The sequence below is a fragment of the Sphingomonas sp. AC522 genome, assembly GCF_979258125.1.
The window spans coordinates 2,386,381-2,402,536 of record NZ_OZ409836.1; the positions used below are offsets into that span (position 1 = coordinate 2,386,381).

Sequence of the window (16,156 nt, forward strand, 5' to 3'; positions counted from 1 at the left end):
GCTACCGGTGTCATAAACGCTGCGCTATGCTCTGCTCGATAAGAGTCGAAGGAGGCGAGGATGCGGTCCCATTTGCTGAAGGTGTTGCGCTGGGTGCTGTTTGCACTGGCCTTTGCCGCGCTCCCCGCCGCTGCGCAGAACGACAAGCGCATCGAAGACACGATGAAGCGCGCGACGCGGTTTATGGTCGAGACTGCCTCCACGAATGGCGGCTATGTCTGGTCGTACCTGCCCGATATGTCGCGCCGCTGGGGCGAGATGGAAGCCTACCCCTCGATGATCTGGGTCCAGCCCCCGGGCACCGCGACGATGGGGCATCTGTTCCTCGACGCCTATCACGCGACCGGTGACGCCTATTATTACGAGGCCGCCGAAAAGACCGCGAACGCGCTCATCGCGATCCAGCAGGATAACGGCGGCTGGCATTATTTCGGCGACTTCGGCGGCGAGGCTTCGACCAAGCGCTGGTACGAGACGATCGGCAAGAACGCCTGGCGGCTCGAGGAATTCCAGCATTATTGGGGCAATTCCACCTTTGACGATGCCGGCACCTCGGAAGCGATGCAGTTCCTGCTCCGCCTCTATGTCGAAAAGCACGATCCCAAATATCTGCCCGCGCTGAAGAAGGCGCTCGGCTTCGTGCTGGAGAGCCAATATCCGATCGGCGGCTGGCCGCAGCGTTACCCGCTCAAGAGCGACTTCAGCCATCACGGCAAGCCCGATTATACCGGCTTCATCACCTTCAATGACGATGTCGCCGGCGAGAATATCCGCTTCCTGATCATGTGCTATCAGGTGCTCGGCGGCGACGCCAAGGTGCTCGATGCGATCACCCGCGCGATGAACGTCTATCTGGTCACCCAGCAGGGCCAGCCGCAGCCGGGTTGGGGGCTCCAGCACAGCCTCGATCTTAAGCCCGTAGGCGCCCGCACCTATGAGCCGACCGCGCTTGTCACGCACACGACCGCCGCCAATATCCGGCAGCTGATGGAATTCTATCGCCTCACCGGCGAGACCAAGTTCCTCGCCCGCATTCCCGAAGCGCTCGACTGGCTGGAAAGCGTCAAGCTGCCCGAGGCGCAGGTCAAGAATGGCCGTGCCTTCCCGACCTTCATCGAGATCGGCACCAACAAGCCGCTCTACGTCCACCGCCGTGGCTCGAACGTCGTCAACGGCGAATATTATGCCGATTACAATCCCGAGCACACGATCACGCATTACAGCTCGACGCGGGCAATCAACCTCGCCGGCCTGCGCCGCGAATACGAGAAGTTGAAGGCCAGCGACCCCCAGCAGATCGCCAAGGATTCGCCGCTGCGCACCGGCGCGGCCAAGCCGCTACCCCGCTATTGGCTGGTCGAAGAAGTCGCCACGTCGGACCTCAACACCACCGGTGGCAAGCGCGATCCTCAGACGCTGATCAAGTCGCTCAACGCCCAGGGTTGGTGGCCCACCAAGCTGCACGCCACCAGCAACCTCTATGCCGGCGACGGCTCACCCACCCCCGCCCCCGGAGATTTCGGCCAGACCCGCGTCGGCGACGCCACCGATACCTCGCCCTATGAGACCGACAAGCCCGTGACCGGGATCTCCACTGGCACTTATATCGAGAATATGAAGGTCCTGATCGCCGCGCTGAAGCGCTAGGTCAGTGCCAGCAGATCGAGCGCATTGCCCATTGCCGCACCCGAAGCGGTGTTGTCGTAGATCGTCCAGCTCTCGCCAGAGATCCCTGACGCGTGCGCGGCGATCTGCGCATCCTCATAGGATGACCAATAAACCCGCGGCGATCCGTGCAGCCGCCAATAGCTGAGCCCCCGCCAGCCGCCGGGCTCAGCCCCCGCCTCCGGCTTGGGCGGATCCGCCGCCACCCTTGCAATCCGCCGCGCCACCAGCAGCGCATCGACCTCGGGCGCATACCAGCTGGCATGCCGCGGCTCCATCACCATTTGCCCGCCGATCGTCGCGTCAACATCGTCGAAAAACTGCTCCGCCACTTCCCCCGGAAAGGCAAAGCTCGGCGCCAGCTGCACCAGCAAAGGCCCGCGCTTGGCCCCAAGCCCGGCAATCTCCTCGGCAAAGCGCGCCAGCAGGTCGCCATAATCGACCAGCTTGGCCTGATGGCTGATCGTCTTGGGCAGCTTCACGGCAAAGCGGAAATCGTCCGGCACGCTCGCGGCCCAGCGCGCATAGACGCTCGCCCGGTGCGGACGATGAAAGCTGGAGTTGATCTCGGCAGCGTTGAACACCGCCCCATAGCGCTCGAGATGCGAGCCATCCCCCGGAAGCCGCTCGGCGAATGCTTTCGGAATAGACCAACCGGCAGTGCCGATTCTCGGCTTCATCGGTCGTCACCCACGGATGGGGGGAATTGGCGCGCCCGGAACGATTCGAACGTCCGACCCTCAGATTCGTAGTCTGATGCTCTATCCAGCTGAGCTACGGGCGCGCATTGGAGGGGCGTCATTAGAAGCGGTTTCGGCATAGCGCAACCCCGTTGCGCCGCCTTTTCTTACGCCATAGACGCATGGGTATGCGCAGCCTCATCCTGATCGCCCCCGTCGCCATCATAGCCGCCCTTGCCGGCTGCACCCAGAGCGCCACGCGTTACCCCTCTCTGCTGCCGCGCGCCGCGGAAACGCAGAGCCTGGCGGAGCCGGTCCGCCCCGTGCCCGCCGCCGCCGCACCCGATGCCGCGCTCGACAAGCAGGTGGGCGACCTGACCGCCCAGCTCGATGCGCTTTCCACCGCGTTCAACAAGGGCGCGCAGGATGCCGAAGCGCGGATCGCAGTCGCGCGCGGATTGCCCGAAGGCTCGGAGCGCTGGCTCGATGCCCAGGCCGCGCTCGCCAATCTCGATACGCTCCGTGCCCCGGTCTCGACCGTCCTCACCGATCTTGAGGAGCTAGCCATCCAGCGCGGCGCCGCGGGCCTGGTGCCTTATCCCGCGCTCGACGCTGCCGTCGCCCGCGCCCAAGCGCTGGCGACGGAGCAGCAGGATCGCTCGGCCGCGCTCGAAGCGGCACTCGCCGGCGCCTAGGCCGCATCGACATTCAGCAGATTGAAATTTCATTCCTCCCGCGCTTTAGCGGGGGAGGTGGCAGCCGAAGGCTGACGGAGGGGGCTATCCGCATGGGCACCGCGCGTGGTGACGCCCCCTCCACCACTTCGTGGTCCCCCTTCCACGCTGCGCGAGGGAGGATAAACTGAATGGCGATACTGCCTAATCGTCCTTCAGCGACGGGTGCAGCGCGCGCATGACGGGCAGCACCGATGCATAATCGTCGGTCCAGGCCGTGAAACCCGGATAGGGCTTGAGGGCGCGCCAGCCGCCGCCTCGCGCCGCCAGTTTCTGCAGCGTCGGATTGTCGCGCGTGAGCGCAATCCATTCGGAAGCGCTGCCGGGATCGGTTCCAGGCAGCGTCACCGCCCTTTCGTCGCCGGGAACATAGGAAAGCTGCGCGGCGTGCCAGCCCCCCTCGCGCGCCGCCGCGGCGACGATCGGCGCCAGCGCCATGAAGCGATTCGAGATATGGACCAGCAGCAGTCCCTTGGCGCTCAATGCGCGGCCATAAGTGGCAAAGGCCTCGCGCGTGAGCAGATGCATCGGCACGGCGTCTGAAGAGAAGGCATCGAGCGCGAGCAGGTCGAAGCTCCCCACCGGCGCCTGCGCGATCCGCAGCCGCGCGTCGCCGATGATGATCGGTACCTTGGGCAGGCATTGCGGGATGAAGGTGAACTTCCCCGAATCGCGCGCCAGCGACACCACTGCGGGGTCGATCTCGTAGAAGCTCCAGCTCTGCCCCGGCTGCGCATAGCAAGCCAGCGTCCCGCTCCCGAGCCCGACAACGCCTACGCGCGCGGCAGACCCGTAGAGCTCCGGCAGCGCCAGGATCGCCTGGCCGACACCCGAGCCGGCCACATAATAGGTCGTCGGCTGGCGCGAACGCGCGCCCTTAAGCTGGATGCCATGCACCGTGGTGCCATGGGCCAGCGTTCGCTCGTCGGTCAGATCGGTGACTGTATAGACTCCGAAATAGCTGCGCGTCCGCGCATCGGCGAGCGACATCGAGATCGATCGATACCCCCCGAACAGAAACAACGCCCCCGCCAGCGCGACCATATAGGCCCAGCGCTTGCCCACCGCGACCAGGCCCACCGCCGCCACCGCCAGGAACGCGATCTGCTCGTGCATTTCGCCCAGCATGCCGCCGGGATTGGTCACGCCGATCCATACGATCAGCACGACCAGCAGAGTGACCGCCAGGAACTTGATCCGCCGCTCCTGCGCCGTGCCGCGCCACAACCGTCCGATCGCGGGAAGCAGGAAGACCTGCGGCACCAGTGCCCCCGCCGCCAGGATCAGCAGCGGATATTCATAGGTCCAGTCGAAGATGATCGGCGCGAGTAGCCCCGAGAAGACGCCGCCGAGCGCGCCGCCGACCGACATTGCCAGATAGAAGCCCGTCAACCGGTCCGGCGCGGGCCGCAACTGATACATGCGCGAATGACAGGCAACCGCGACCATGAACAGCAGCAGCAGCCCGATCAGCGCGTTCATATAAGCGAGCTTCTGGTGCCCCGCGATCATCGTCGCGCCGAACATCAAAATCGTCACCGGCGCGAACTTGGCGAGCAGATCGGGGATCGTCCGGTCGTCCGAAAATGCTACCGAGAAGCTCAGCAGATAAAGTCCCAGCGGTAGCACCCACAGCATCGGCACCGCCACGATATCGGTGGTCAGGAAGGTCGTCGTCGCCAGCATCAGCCCCGAGGGGACAAAGGCCAGTGCGATCCAGTGCAGCACCCGCCGCCGCGTCGGAGCTTCGGTGACGTGCGGAATGTGCGGCGTATCGGCGGACTTGCGCGGCAGCATCGTTGCGCAGCCCGCGATCAACACGAAGACGAGGAGATAGCCCGCGCTCCAAAGCCAGCTCTGGCCCTTCAGCGCCAGCATGGGCTCGACCAGCAAGGGATACGCGATCAGCCCGCCAAAGCTGCCGACATTGGATGCGGCATACAGCGCGTAGGGGTCGCGCCCGCCTGTCGCTACGCTGTACCAGCGCTGCAACAAGGGCGCCTGCGCCGAAATCGCGAAGAATAGCGGCCCGATCGAAGCGCCGAACAGCCAGGGCACCCAGAAGGCCGGCTCAGCATCGGCGGGCAAATCCATCGCGATCAGCCCGATCGGCAGCCAGAGCGCGGCGAAGGCGAGGACGCCGAGATGGATCCACGCCTGCATCCGCGGCGGTACGCGCCCCAGCCAGTGCGCATAGGCATATCCGCCGAGCAGCAGCGCCTGATAGACCAGCATCGCTGAATTCCACACCGCCGGTGCGCCGCCGAGCTTGGGCAGCGCCATCCGCGCGACCATCGGCTGGACCAGGAACAGCAGGAAGGATCCAGTGAGGATCGCGACGACGAACAGCCAGTGCAGCCGGTTGCGCGGCGCCTCGGCTTCCAGTTCGTCGATCATGCGCACATTCTCCCCCGGCGATCTGGCTTAATCGCGCTGGCTTGCCCGGCGATTAACGTCAAGGCCTGCTGATTCGATAGGTGATGTGCGCGCGGAGCCGGTCGATCGCGTGGGGATGGTCGAAATCGTCCGCGGCCACGCGGACCATGCCCAGCCGCTCCATCAGCCCCCAGCTTCGCACATTGCCCGGCGTCGTGATCGCAGCGACCGATGGGATGCCGTTCGCCCAGGCCCAATCGAGACACGCCTGCGCCGCCTCGCGGGCATAGCCCCTGCCCCAATGCTGGTGCGCCAGCCGCCAGCCGATCTCGACTTCGCCTTCGCCTTCGATAGGCGTGCCTTCGGCGCCCGGCTTGAGCCCGCAAAAACCCAGAAACGCGCGGTCCTCGCGCCGCTCCACTGCCCAGAAGGTATAGCCGTTCTCGGCCAGGATGTGCTGCATCCGGTCGATCAGCGCGTCGCTCTCTTCGCGCCACAATAATGGCCCGAGCGTCGTCATGACCCGCTCATCCTGCCCCATCGCGTGGAACGGCGCGCGGTCGCCTTCTTCCCAGCCCCGCAGGATCAGGCGCTCAGTCTCTATCATGGCCGGTCCACCGCATAGACGATCATCGCGCCAAGCGGATCGCTGGGCGCATATTCCGGGTGATGGAAATCGAGGTCAACGCGTCTGCGCATGCCCAACCGCCCCATCAGTCCCCAGGAGCGCTTATTGCCGATCACGGTCCACGCCGCGATGCGCGCGCGATCAGTATTCGACCAACCCCAGGAGATGCTCGCCTCCGCGGCCTCGCGAGCGATCCCCTGCCCCCAATATTTCTCGCCGATCCGCCAGCCGATCTCGAGCTCCTCCGGCACCCGCGTTCCCGCATGCCCGCCGATCCGCAGCCCGCAAACTCCCGCCAGTTCGCCGCTGTCGCGCATCTCGACTGCCCACATGCAATGTCCGAAACGCGCCTGCTGATCGATCATCCGATCGAGGATCGCATCATGCTTCGCGCGCGGCACCGGCCCGCCGAAATGCTCCATCATCGCCGGCGTGTTCGCCAGAGCATGAAAGACCGGCTTGTCCGCCTCGCTCCAGGGACGCAGCAGCAGCCGCTCAGTCTGGATCACGCCCATTCCCTCTATCATCATCCCCGCGATAGCGGGGACCCAGGGCCACAGATGATGCCGCTCCTGGCTCTGGGTTCGCGCGTCCGCGCGAATGACTATAGAAACAGATCACGCGCCCAGCAGCTTGGCCGCCAGCGGCGCGTGATACGTCAGCACGCCCGAGCATCCCGCGCGCTTGAACGCCATCAGCGTCTCCATCACCAGCGCCTCGCGTTCGCCCGCCCCCGCCGCCGCGGCAGCCTCGATCATCGCATATTCGCCGCTCACCTGATACGCGAACACCGGCACCTGGAATTCGCTCTTCACCCGCAGGATGATGTCGAGATAGGCCAGCCCGGGCTTGACCATCACGCTGTCCGCGCCCTCCGCCAGATCGAGCGCGACTTCGCGCAGCGCTTCCTCACTATTGGCCGGGTCCATTTGGTAGGTCTTCTTGTCGCCCTTCAGCAGCCCGCGCGAGCCGACCGCGTCGCGGAACGGGCCATAGAATGCTGAGGCATATTTGGCGGCATAGGCCATGATCTGGACGTTCACATGCCCGCCCGCCTCTAGCGCCTCGCGGATCAGCCCTATGCGGCCGTCCATCATGTCGCTGGGCGCGACGATATCCGCCCCCGCCTCGGCCTGCACCAGTGTCTGCCGGGTCAGCACCTCCGCGGTGGCGTCGTTGAGCACATAGCCGGTGCCATCGACCAGCCCGTCATGCCCGTGCGCCGTATAGGGATCGAGCGCGACATCGGTGAGCACGCCCAAATCGGGCACCGCATCCTTGATCGCCTTGATCGCCCGGCACATTAGATTATCCGGATTGAGCGCCTCGCGCCCATCCTCAGTACGCAGGTTTGCCGGGGTGTTCGGAAACAGCGCCACGCAAGGAATTCCGAGAGCCGCCGCTTCCTTCGCCCGCTTGGCAATATCAGCCACCGACCACCGCGAGACCCGCGGAAGCGAAGCAATCGGCTCCTCCGCATCCCCCTCAGTCACGAACAACGGCCAGATCAGATCGGCCGGCGTCAGCACGGTCTCGGCATGCATCCGCCGGCTCCAAGCCGAGGCACGGGTGCGGCGGAGGCGAAGCGCGGGATATTGAGACATGCTGGGCTATTGCGGCAGAGCGCCGCGCCGCGCAAGCTGTGCGCCATCGATCGGGGAGGCGGCGAATGAAGCGTATATGGATGCTGGTGGCGATATTGGCGGCGACGCTGGCGAGCGCGGTGCCCGCCAGAGCACAGACCGTGCCCAATCCCATCATCCGGCTGATCGGCACCGAATCCTACAGCGCAGGCGGCAAGAACTGGGTCCGCTACCGCTTCGAAGTCCACAATTACGCCGACTATCCCGCCGCGATGTTCAAGCCCGCTCCCAACCTGCCACCCTGCGGCAGCAACGCCAACTCGTCACGCAGCTGGGTCGATTTCTTCGCCCAGGGCGGCAGGCGGCTCTACGGCTTCTGCGCGCTCGGGACGCCCCAGGATCTCAACAAGATCTGGTTCTCCGTCGAAGAAGGTCAGACCCCGCCGAGCTGGATCTATATCGAGATCATGGACCGCCAGACGGGAGCGAAATATCGCTCCAACCTGGCGGAGACGGCCCTCTAGCCCAAGCGCGCCAGCGCCGCGCTCAGTCGCTCGGCCTCGGCCACCTTCTCGGCATGATCCGCGCGCGCCTTGTCGACGGCCTCCGGCTTGGCCCGCTCGACGAAGCTCGGATTGTTCAGCCGGCCCGCCAGCCCGTCGCGCTCCTTCTCCGCCGCCGCGATCGCCTTGGTCAGGCGCGCGCGTTCGGCTTCGAGATCGACGACGTCGCCCAGCGGCAGTACGAAGGTCGCTTCGTCGACGACGATCTGAAGCGAACCGCCCTCGCCCGGCTCGCCTTCGGCCTGGTTGACACGCGCCAATCGAGCCAGCGCCGCGGTCTGCCGCGACAGCCGTGCCCATGTCTCTCCGGACGCATCACGCACGTGCAACGGCAAGCGCGCGCCCGGCGGCACGTTGAGCTCGGTCCGCGCTGCGCGGATCTCGCTCACCAGCCGGATCAGCCAATCGATTTCCTTCGCCGCTTCTGGGTCGAGCGCCCGCGCATCCGCCATGGGCCAGTGCGCGACGATCAGCTCATGCTCGCGCGCGCCCATCTTCGACCACAGCTCTTCGGTGATGAACGGCATGAACGGGTGGAGCATCACCAAAATCTGATCCAGCACCCAGCCGGCAACGGCCTTGCTCTCGGCATCGATCGTCGCGCGTTCCTCGCCGACCATGACTGGCTTGATCAACTCGAGATACCAGTCGCAGAAGCGGCTCCAGGTGAACTGGTAGATCGTATTCGCCGCCTCGTCGAAGCGCAAATCGGCCAGCGCCAGATCGAGCGCCTGCACCGTCGCCACCGTCTCAGCGATGATCCAGCGATTGACCGCCAGTTCGGCCGCAGGGGGCTCAAGCGTATTGCTCGCCCCGATCCCGTTCGACTGGCAGAAGCGCGCCGCATTCCACAGCTTGGTCGCGAAGTTGCGATAGCCCTCGATCCGCCGCTCATCCATCTTGATGTCGCGGCCCTGGCTCTCCATCGCCGCCATGAAGAAGCGCAAAGCATCGGCGCCATATTGGTCGATCAGCCCGAGCGGATTGACGACATTGCCCTTGGACTTGGACATCTTCTGCCCGTCCGCAGCGCGCACCAGGCCGTGGAGATACAGGGTCTTGAACGGCACTTCGCCGAGGAAATGCAGCCCCTGCATCATCATTCGAGCATCCCAGAAAAACAGGATGTCGAAGCCCGAGATCAGCACGTCATTGGGGTAGCGATTGCTCCACTCGCCCGCATCCGGCCAGCCCATCGTCGCGAACGGCCAGAGGGCGGAGGAGAACCAGGTATCGAGGACGTCGGAATCCTGTTCGAGCTTTATGCCCCCACCGGCCTGTGCCTGCGCTTCGGCCTCGCTCTCAGCGACGTAAATGGTCCCGTCCTCAGCGAACCAGGCCGGAATCCGGTGCCCCCACCAAAGCTGCCGCGAGACGCACCAGGGCTGGATGTTCTCCATCCAGTTGAAATACGTCTTTTCCCAGCTCTTCGGCACGATCTTGGTCGCGCCCGAGCGGACCGCGTCAATCGCGGGCTTGGCCAAGGTCGCCGCGTCGACATACCATTGATCGGTAAGCCACGGCTCGATCACCACCCCCGATCGGTCGCCATAGGGCGTCGCGATCACGCGCGGCTCGGCATCGTGCTCTTCGCCTTCCTTATCGACATGCGGGATCAGGAAACCCTCGGCTTTCAACCGCTCGACCACTGCCTTGCGCGCCGCGAAGCGCTCCATGCCAATAAACTCGTCCGGGATCATGCCATCCGCGGTTTGCGCGATATTCGCCTTGGCATCGAGCATGTTGAGCATCTCGCCGGCCCTGAACCCCGCGCGCTTGCCCACTTCGAAATCGTTGAAGTCATGCCCAGGTGTGATCTTGACCGCGCCCGAGCCGAGCTCGGGATCGGCATGCTCGTCCGTGATGATCGGGATCAGCCGCCCGGTAATCGGCAGCTTCACCTGCTTGCCGACGAGCGCCGTGTAGCGCTCGTCACTCGGATGCACCGCCACCGCCATATCGGCCAGCATCGTCTCGGGCCGCGTCGTAGCGACTTCGATATGGCCAGTCCCGTCGGCCAGCGGATAGCGCAGTCGCCAGAAGCTGCCCTTGGTATCGGTGGTCTCAACCTCGAGATCGCTGATCGCGGTGCCCAGGCCCGGGTCCCAGTTCACCAGGCGCTTGTCACGGTACAGCAGCCCCTGCTTGTACAACTCTACAAACACCTTGAGCACGGCCTTCGAAAAGCCCTCGTCCATGGTGAAACGCTCGTTGGCCCAATCCATCGAGCAGCCTAACCGGCGGAGCTGCTGGGTGATCTCGCCCCCGCTCTCTTCCTTCCACTCCCAGACCTTCGCCACGAATTCCTCGCGGCTGAAATCGGTGCGCTTCTGCTGGCTTGCGTTGAGTTGCCGCTCCACCACCATCTGCGTCGCGATGCCGGCATGATCGGTCCCAACCACCCAGCGCGCATCCTTGCCCTTGAGCCGCGCATGGCGAACGAGGATGTCCTGCAGCGTGTTGTCGAGCGCATGCCCAATATGCAGCGAGCCGGTGACATTGGGCGGCGGATTGACCAGCGTCCACGGCTCGGCGCCCAGCCGCTCGGGCGCGAACAGGCCCTTTTCCTCCCAATGGCGATACCAGCGGGATTCGATTTCGGCGGGGTCGAAGGTTTTGGGAAGCTCGGACATGCCGCGCTCTTAGCTGTGTGTAGGCGATACACACAACCCACCGTCATCCCCGCGAAAGCGGGGACCCAGGGTTATCGAGCGATGCGCCTGTTGGGCTCTGGGTCACCGCTTTCGCGGAGATGACGGGTATGGCCCTATTTCGCCACCTTACCCGTCCACTGATCCAGCCATGGCAGCACGGTCCCATACCATTGCATCGAGTTCTTCGGCTTGAGCACCCAATGGTTTTCGTCCGGGAACACCAGCAGCTTCGACGGGATATCGCGCCGCTGCAGCGCCGTGAAGCTTGCCAGCCCCTGCGTGTACGGAATTCGGAAATCCTTCTCGCTGGTGATCACCAGCATCGGGCTCTTCCACTTAGTCACATGGTTGACCGGGTTCCATTTCTCGAAGGCCTCGGGATCTTCGAAATAGGCCTTGCCGCCATGCTCCCACTCGTCGAACCAGAGTTCTTCGGTCTCGTAAGCCATGGCGCGGGCGTCGAAGACGCCGTCATGCTGCACGAGGCACTTGAACCGGTCGGGCCACTGCCCGGCGATCCAGTTCATCATATAGCCGCCATATGAGGCCCCGAGCGCGCAGGCATTCTGGCCGTCGAGCCAGGCGAATTTCTGCTCCGCCGCGGCCAGACCCTTCTGGAGATCCTCGAGCGGCCAGCCGCCCCAATTGTTCTGGATCGCGTCGGTGAACTTCTGACCATAGCCGGTCGAGCCGTGGAAATCGACTGACACCACGGCATAGCCCGCACCCGCGAACACCGCCGGGTTCCAGCGATACGACCAGCTATTGTTGCTTGATCCCTGCGGCCCGCCATGGACGACGAACGCCACCGGCGCCTTCTGCCCATCCTTCAGGCTCGCCGGCTTTACCGCATAGCCCCAGACCACATCGTTGTTGGCGCCGGTAAAGCTGAACCGCTCGACCTTGGGCAGATCCACGCCCGCCAGCTTCTCGGCATTGACGCTGGTCAGCCGCTCCTGCTTCTTGCCCGCCAGGCGATAGAAATCGTCGGGCCCGGTCAGGCTGTTCATCGAGAAGACGACGCCGGACTTGGTCGGCACCACCGCCGAAACCACCCCCTGCTGCGTCAACCGCGCAACCTTGCCGCTCTGGGGATCGACCGTGAAGATCGGCTCTTCCTGCGTGTCCTGCGCGGTCACATAGATCGTCTTGCCGTCAGGCGCCCAGGCAATGCTCGCGACCGAACGGTCCCAATCCTTGGTCAGCGCGCGCGTCGTGCCGCTGGTCAGGTCGCGCAACATCAACACTTGGCGATCGGCCTCATAGGTCGGCCGCTCCATAGCGAAGTAAGCCAACCACTTGCCGTCGGGCGAGACGGTCGGAAGGTTGTCCATCCCGTCATTGTCCGCAGTCAAATTCACCGGTGCCGAAGAGCCGTCGGCAGGCGCCGAGAAGATATCGAGATTGGTCGAAGTCGCCTCGATCCGTCCCGCCTCGCGCAATGCGAAATAAACTGTCTTGCTGTCCGCGCTCCACGCCAGCTCCTCGCCACCGCCATAAGGCTTCGACGGAGTATCGCCGATCAGCTGCGGCGCGATCGCGACCGACTTTTGCGGCTCGGCGATCGGCACGACGAACAATTGCGAGCGGTCGCCATTCGCCCAGGTGTCCCAATGGCGCACGAAGAGCTGGTCATAGGTCCGGCCCGAACCCGCATTGGCGTCCTTCTTGACCATCGCCGGCTCGATTCCCGGTGCGCCCGGCTTGCGCTCGGCCCAGATCAGCAGCTTGCTGCCGTCGGGCGAGAGCTTGAAGCCGCTGAACCCGCCTTGGGGTTCCGCCACCATCATAAGACCGCCGCCGGTAATCAGGACGGAGTCCACGGCGTCGCTGCCGTCCTTGTCCGATTGGAAATAGACGCGTCCGTCAGGGCCGAACATCGGGCTGGTTTCATTCGCCTCGGGATCGCCGACCAGTTTCTCGGGCATTGCGCCCTTCCGGGTCAGATCGAGCTTCCACAAATCGTAGCGCCCGCGATTAGCCGCCAGATCGGTCTCGCGCTGCTGCCACACCAGCCATTTGCCGTCGGGCGACACCGTAGGCGCGCCGACTCGCGAGAGCGTCGCAACGTCCTGGATGGTGAGATCACGCGCCGATGCCGGCGCCGCGAGAGCGAGCGCAGCGCCCGCAAGGAGGATGTGCTTCATGGCGCGCAGATAAAGCAGATGGTTGCAGGGGTTACAACCTGATCCTCCCCGGCACGGGGAGGGGGACCAGCGAAGCTGGTGGAGGGGGCGTGCGCCAAGGGTTTCGTGTGGGGAGAGCCCCCTCCGTCAGCCTTCGGCTGCCACCTCCCCTACAGGGAGGATCGGATCAATCCCGCCCGGTAATCCGCGAAATTTCCTTCGCCACCATCGATTCCACCACCTGTGGCAGATTCGCATCCAGCCAGTCGCGCAGCATAGGCTTGAGCAGTTCGCGCACGAGCCCCTCCAGCGTGTCCGATCCCGAAACTTCGGGCTTCACCACCATACGAGACAGCGCCTCGAGCGGCCCGCGCGTCGCTTCGGCGGCGCGCTCGGAAAGAATTGGCTCGGCCCGGGCGGGCTCGGGCGGTGTCGGCGAGCCCATCGGCATCGGTGTTTCCTGCAATGCGGGGGCCGGAAGGGCCGGCTCGTCGGGAACCGGCTCGCTAAGTTCGAGCACTTCATCGACGTCGGCACGCGGTACCGCAGCGCCGGTACGTCCGCCGCGCCGGGTGCGCGTCGCCACCGCCGCATCGCCTTCTTCGGCGATGATGCGTTTGATCGAGGAGAGAATCTCCTCCATCGACGGCTCGGTACTGATGTCACCCATCCGGCAGCCTGCTCCCCAATAGCCCCGCCGCGCTCAATCAGGGATTTGTACGGGTGCTGTCAACCGGTCGCTGCAGCAGCGGGTCGAGCGGCGTCGCCGTCACATCCGGATTTTGCGTCGGTGTCCCGCGCGTGCTGGTGCTGACTGCCTCGGGATCCTTGTCATCCGACCAGTCCCAGATCTTGCCGCGGACGCGATTATAATTCGCCACCGGATCGTAAAGCGGCCCGCCTTCGAGCCCCAGATCCTCGGCCTCGGCGCGGCCCATCACTGCCAGCAGCGTGAAGCCGGCGACATAGGCGTCGCGCTCGGCAGTCACGTACTGAACCTGCGAGTTGAGCAGTTCCTGCTCGGCGTTGAGTATGTCGAGGATCGTGCGCGTGCCGACGCTATTCTCGGCGCGGACGCCCTCCAGGCTCAACCGGTTGGCTTCGACTGCGATGCGCGACGATTCGATCACGCGCAGCGCCGACTGGTAGGTCGCAAAGGCCGAACGCGCCTGCGCGATCACGCCGCGTTCGGCAAAGGTCACGCCCTCGAGCGCGGCCGCACGGCGCGCCTGTGCCTGCCGAACCAGCGCCGCCGGGCGTCCGCCCTGGAAGATCGGTAGGGTCACCTGCGCGCCCAGCGTCGTCGAGAAGCCATCGCGGTCGATCGCCGATTGGCTGGGCACCGAGCCGAGATAATTATAATAATCGCCACCCACACCGACGCTGACCTGCGGCAAGCGGCTGGCCCGTGCGACATCGATGTCGAAGCGGGTTGCGTCACGCACCTTCTGTGCGGCTTCGAGGTTGGGATTGTTGGCGAGCGCGGTATCCTCCGCGACCACCACGTCGTCGGGCAGGTTCGGCAGTGCCGGGGGCTGCGCAAGCACGCCGGGAGGGGAGCCGATCACGCGGATGTAGTTCTCGCGGCTGCCGATCAGCCGGGCCTCGGCTTGGCGCAGCTGGCTCTGCGACAAAGCAAGCCGCGCTTCGGATTGCGCCACGTCGGTGCGGGTCAGATCGCCCACTTCGAAGCGGTCGCGCGTCGCCTGAAGGTTGACGCTGAGCACGCGGACGTTCTGTTGGTTGAGCCGCACGATCGATTCGTCGCGCAGCACGTCGACATAGACCGTGACTGCCTGGGTAAAGACGTCCGCTTCGGTGCCGCGCAGATTGGCGCGTCCCGCCTCGATGCGGGTTTCCGCCGCGCGCACCGAATTGCGAACCGAACCGCCGCTATATATCGGCACCGACAGATCGAGCCCGATCGAGCCACGGCGGCTTGGAGAATTGAGCAGCGGGTTGGAGCTCGTCCCCGAATCATACACGCTCTGGCTGAGAGAGCTGGTCGAACCCACGCTCGGCAGGCCCTGCGAACGCGCGATCGGCACATTCTCGTCGTTCGCGCGCTGGTTGGCGCGCTCGCCCTGAAGGTCGGGATTGGTGTTGTAGGTTGCGGCCAGCGCATCGCGCAGCGTCGTCGTCGGCTGCGGTGCGGCCTGTGCCGGCGTGGGGGCCGTTGTCACCACGACATTGGGCACGGTGCCCTGGCGCGTCGTGGTCGTCTGCGCGGCGGCAGGCGCGGCGATCGCGGTGAGGCTCGCGCCCAGGAGCAGAGAAGAAAATCGCATCGTCTGGTTCTTCTTAAATCAGAATTGGAAGGTACGTAGGCGTACGAAACCGGGAAGCACTGCGCACTCGATGTCCTGGAAATCGACCATGCCGAAGCCGCCGGCTGTGCGGCGGCCCGCGGCAAGGCGAGTAACGCCGCGATCGACCACGCCGGACACAGCGCGCCCGCCGGGCTTGATCTGCGCAACCAGCGCCCCGGGCAGGTGTTCCACTGCGCCATCGATAAGTATCAGATCGTAAGGGCCTTTGTCCGCCCAGCCGGCGTTGAGCGGCCCCTCGACCAGCTCGACATTGCTCAGCCCCGCCAGCCCTTCGCGCGCGAGTGCTGCCAGCGACGGCTCCTCCTCGAGCGCCACTACCGAACCGGCAAGCTGCGCCAGCAGCGCCGCGGCATAGCCGCCGCACGCGCCGACGAGCAGCACGCGGTCGGTCACGCGGACTTGCGACTCGGTCAGCAGGCGGCCGATCACCAGCGGCGGATTGTGGCGACGCCCGCCGGCCAGCGGCAACAGGGTGTCGCGATAGGCAAGCCCGCGATGCTCGGGCGGCAGGAAATCCTCACGCGGGACGCGCGCCATCGCATCGACCACGCGCGGATCGTTGACCGCATTGGTCCGCAGCTGGCTCGCCACCATCGCATGGCGCATCGCCTCGCGATCTGCTGCGGCGGGCGCGGGGTCGAGCGAAAGGGCCATCATTGCTCCGCTATCTCGCACAGCCGTGTTAGCTATGCAATACACTTGTTGGTTCCGGCGCTTGTATCGCTTGCGCGCCCGCTCGCCAAGCGAAGTAAGAACCAATTTTTGCAGTGCAATGTTGACAGGCGGCGAGCGCCCTGCGCATTCCCCGCGACCTGCC

At 65.1% G+C, this 16,156-nt stretch carries 13 protein-coding genes and 1 tRNA gene; 3 read left to right on the forward strand and 11 right to left on the reverse strand.

What is annotated here, in order from left to right; translation table 11 throughout:
- The first annotated feature begins 60 nt into the window (after window positions 1-60).
- On the forward strand, window positions 61-1,647 hold the full coding sequence (locus ACZZZM_RS11870) for a pectate lyase (RefSeq protein ID WP_463595304.1): 1,587 nt from the start codon (window positions 61-63) through the stop codon (window positions 1,645-1,647).
- Here the strand turns inward: ACZZZM_RS11870 and ACZZZM_RS11875 are convergent.
- Together ACZZZM_RS11875 and ACZZZM_RS11880 are read right to left on the reverse strand one after the other, a co-directional pair.
- Window positions 1,644-2,345 (reverse strand): DUF72 domain-containing protein, encoded by a 702-nt coding sequence (locus ACZZZM_RS11875; RefSeq protein ID WP_463595305.1) that lies wholly within the window; start codon window positions 2,343-2,345, stop codon window positions 1,644-1,646. The genes ACZZZM_RS11870 and ACZZZM_RS11875 overlap by 4 nt on opposite strands.
- Before the next feature lie 27 nt (window positions 2,346-2,372).
- A tRNA-Arg gene (locus tag ACZZZM_RS11880) sits at window positions 2,373-2,449 on the reverse strand.
- 84 nt (window positions 2,450-2,533) lie between these two features.
- Between ACZZZM_RS11880 and ACZZZM_RS11885 the strand changes: the two genes are divergently transcribed.
- Entirely contained in the window at window positions 2,534-3,040 is a 507-nt protein-coding gene (locus tag ACZZZM_RS11885) for a hypothetical protein (protein WP_463595306.1), read from the forward strand.
- A 183-nt stretch (window positions 3,041-3,223) separates the two neighbouring features.
- On the opposite strand, the gene ACZZZM_RS11890 is transcribed toward ACZZZM_RS11885, so the two are convergent.
- The 4 genes from ACZZZM_RS11890 to hemB all read right to left on the reverse strand — a co-directional run bounded on the left by ACZZZM_RS11890 (window position 3,224) and on the right by hemB (window position 7,687).
- The gene (locus ACZZZM_RS11890; protein WP_463595307.1) at window positions 3,224-5,476 is read right to left on the reverse strand and encodes a fused MFS/spermidine synthase; all 2,253 of its coding nucleotides are present in this window, start codon (window positions 5,474-5,476) and stop codon (window positions 3,224-3,226) included.
- 58 nt (window positions 5,477-5,534) lie between these two features.
- Window positions 5,535-6,062, reverse strand: a complete 528-nt coding sequence (locus tag ACZZZM_RS11895; protein WP_463595308.1) for a GNAT family N-acetyltransferase — start codon at window positions 6,060-6,062, stop codon at window positions 5,535-5,537.
- Window positions 6,059-6,592 carry a GNAT family N-acetyltransferase gene (locus ACZZZM_RS11900; RefSeq protein ID WP_463595309.1) on the reverse strand — a complete coding sequence of 178 codons (534 nt, stop codon included), beginning with the start codon at window positions 6,590-6,592 and terminating at the stop codon, window positions 6,059-6,061. The genes ACZZZM_RS11895 and ACZZZM_RS11900 overlap by 4 nt, the downstream gene beginning before the upstream one ends.
- Before the next feature lie 108 nt (window positions 6,593-6,700).
- The gene (gene hemB, locus ACZZZM_RS11905) at window positions 6,701-7,687 is read right to left on the reverse strand and encodes a porphobilinogen synthase (RefSeq protein WP_463595310.1); all 987 of its coding nucleotides are present in this window, start codon (window positions 7,685-7,687) and stop codon (window positions 6,701-6,703) included.
- Window positions 7,688-7,752: 65 nt separating this feature from the next.
- Here hemB and ACZZZM_RS11910 point away from each other — a divergent pair, with 65 nt between their 5' ends.
- Window positions 7,753-8,190 carry a hypothetical protein gene (locus tag ACZZZM_RS11910; RefSeq protein WP_463595311.1) on the forward strand — a complete coding sequence of 146 codons (438 nt, stop codon included), beginning with the start codon at window positions 7,753-7,755 and terminating at the stop codon, window positions 8,188-8,190.
- Here ACZZZM_RS11910 and ACZZZM_RS11915 read toward each other — a convergent pair.
- The 5 genes from ACZZZM_RS11915 to ACZZZM_RS11935 form a co-directional block, all read right to left on the reverse strand.
- Window positions 8,187-10,862: a valine--tRNA ligase gene (locus ACZZZM_RS11915; protein WP_463595312.1), complete on the reverse strand. Its 2,676-nt coding sequence runs from the start codon at window positions 10,860-10,862 to the stop codon at window positions 8,187-8,189. The two genes, ACZZZM_RS11910 and ACZZZM_RS11915, sit on opposite strands and share 4 nt — an antisense overlap.
- A 134-nt stretch (window positions 10,863-10,996) precedes the next feature.
- Window positions 10,997-13,030, reverse strand: coding sequence for a S9 family peptidase (locus tag ACZZZM_RS11920; protein ID WP_463595313.1), 2,034 nt, complete (start codon window positions 13,028-13,030; stop codon window positions 10,997-10,999).
- Between the two features lie 166 nt (window positions 13,031-13,196).
- Window positions 13,197-13,679 (reverse strand): DUF2497 domain-containing protein, encoded by a 483-nt coding sequence (locus ACZZZM_RS11925; protein ID WP_463595314.1) that lies wholly within the window; start codon window positions 13,677-13,679, stop codon window positions 13,197-13,199.
- 37 nt (window positions 13,680-13,716) lie between these two features.
- Entirely contained in the window at window positions 13,717-15,297 is a 1,581-nt protein-coding gene (locus ACZZZM_RS11930; RefSeq protein ID WP_463595315.1) for a TolC family outer membrane protein, read from the reverse strand.
- 18 nt (window positions 15,298-15,315) lie between these two features.
- Window positions 15,316-15,996 carry a protein-L-isoaspartate O-methyltransferase family protein gene (locus ACZZZM_RS11935; protein WP_463595316.1) on the reverse strand — a complete coding sequence of 227 codons (681 nt, stop codon included), beginning with the start codon at window positions 15,994-15,996 and terminating at the stop codon, window positions 15,316-15,318.
- Window positions 15,997-16,156: the final 160 nt, after the last annotated feature.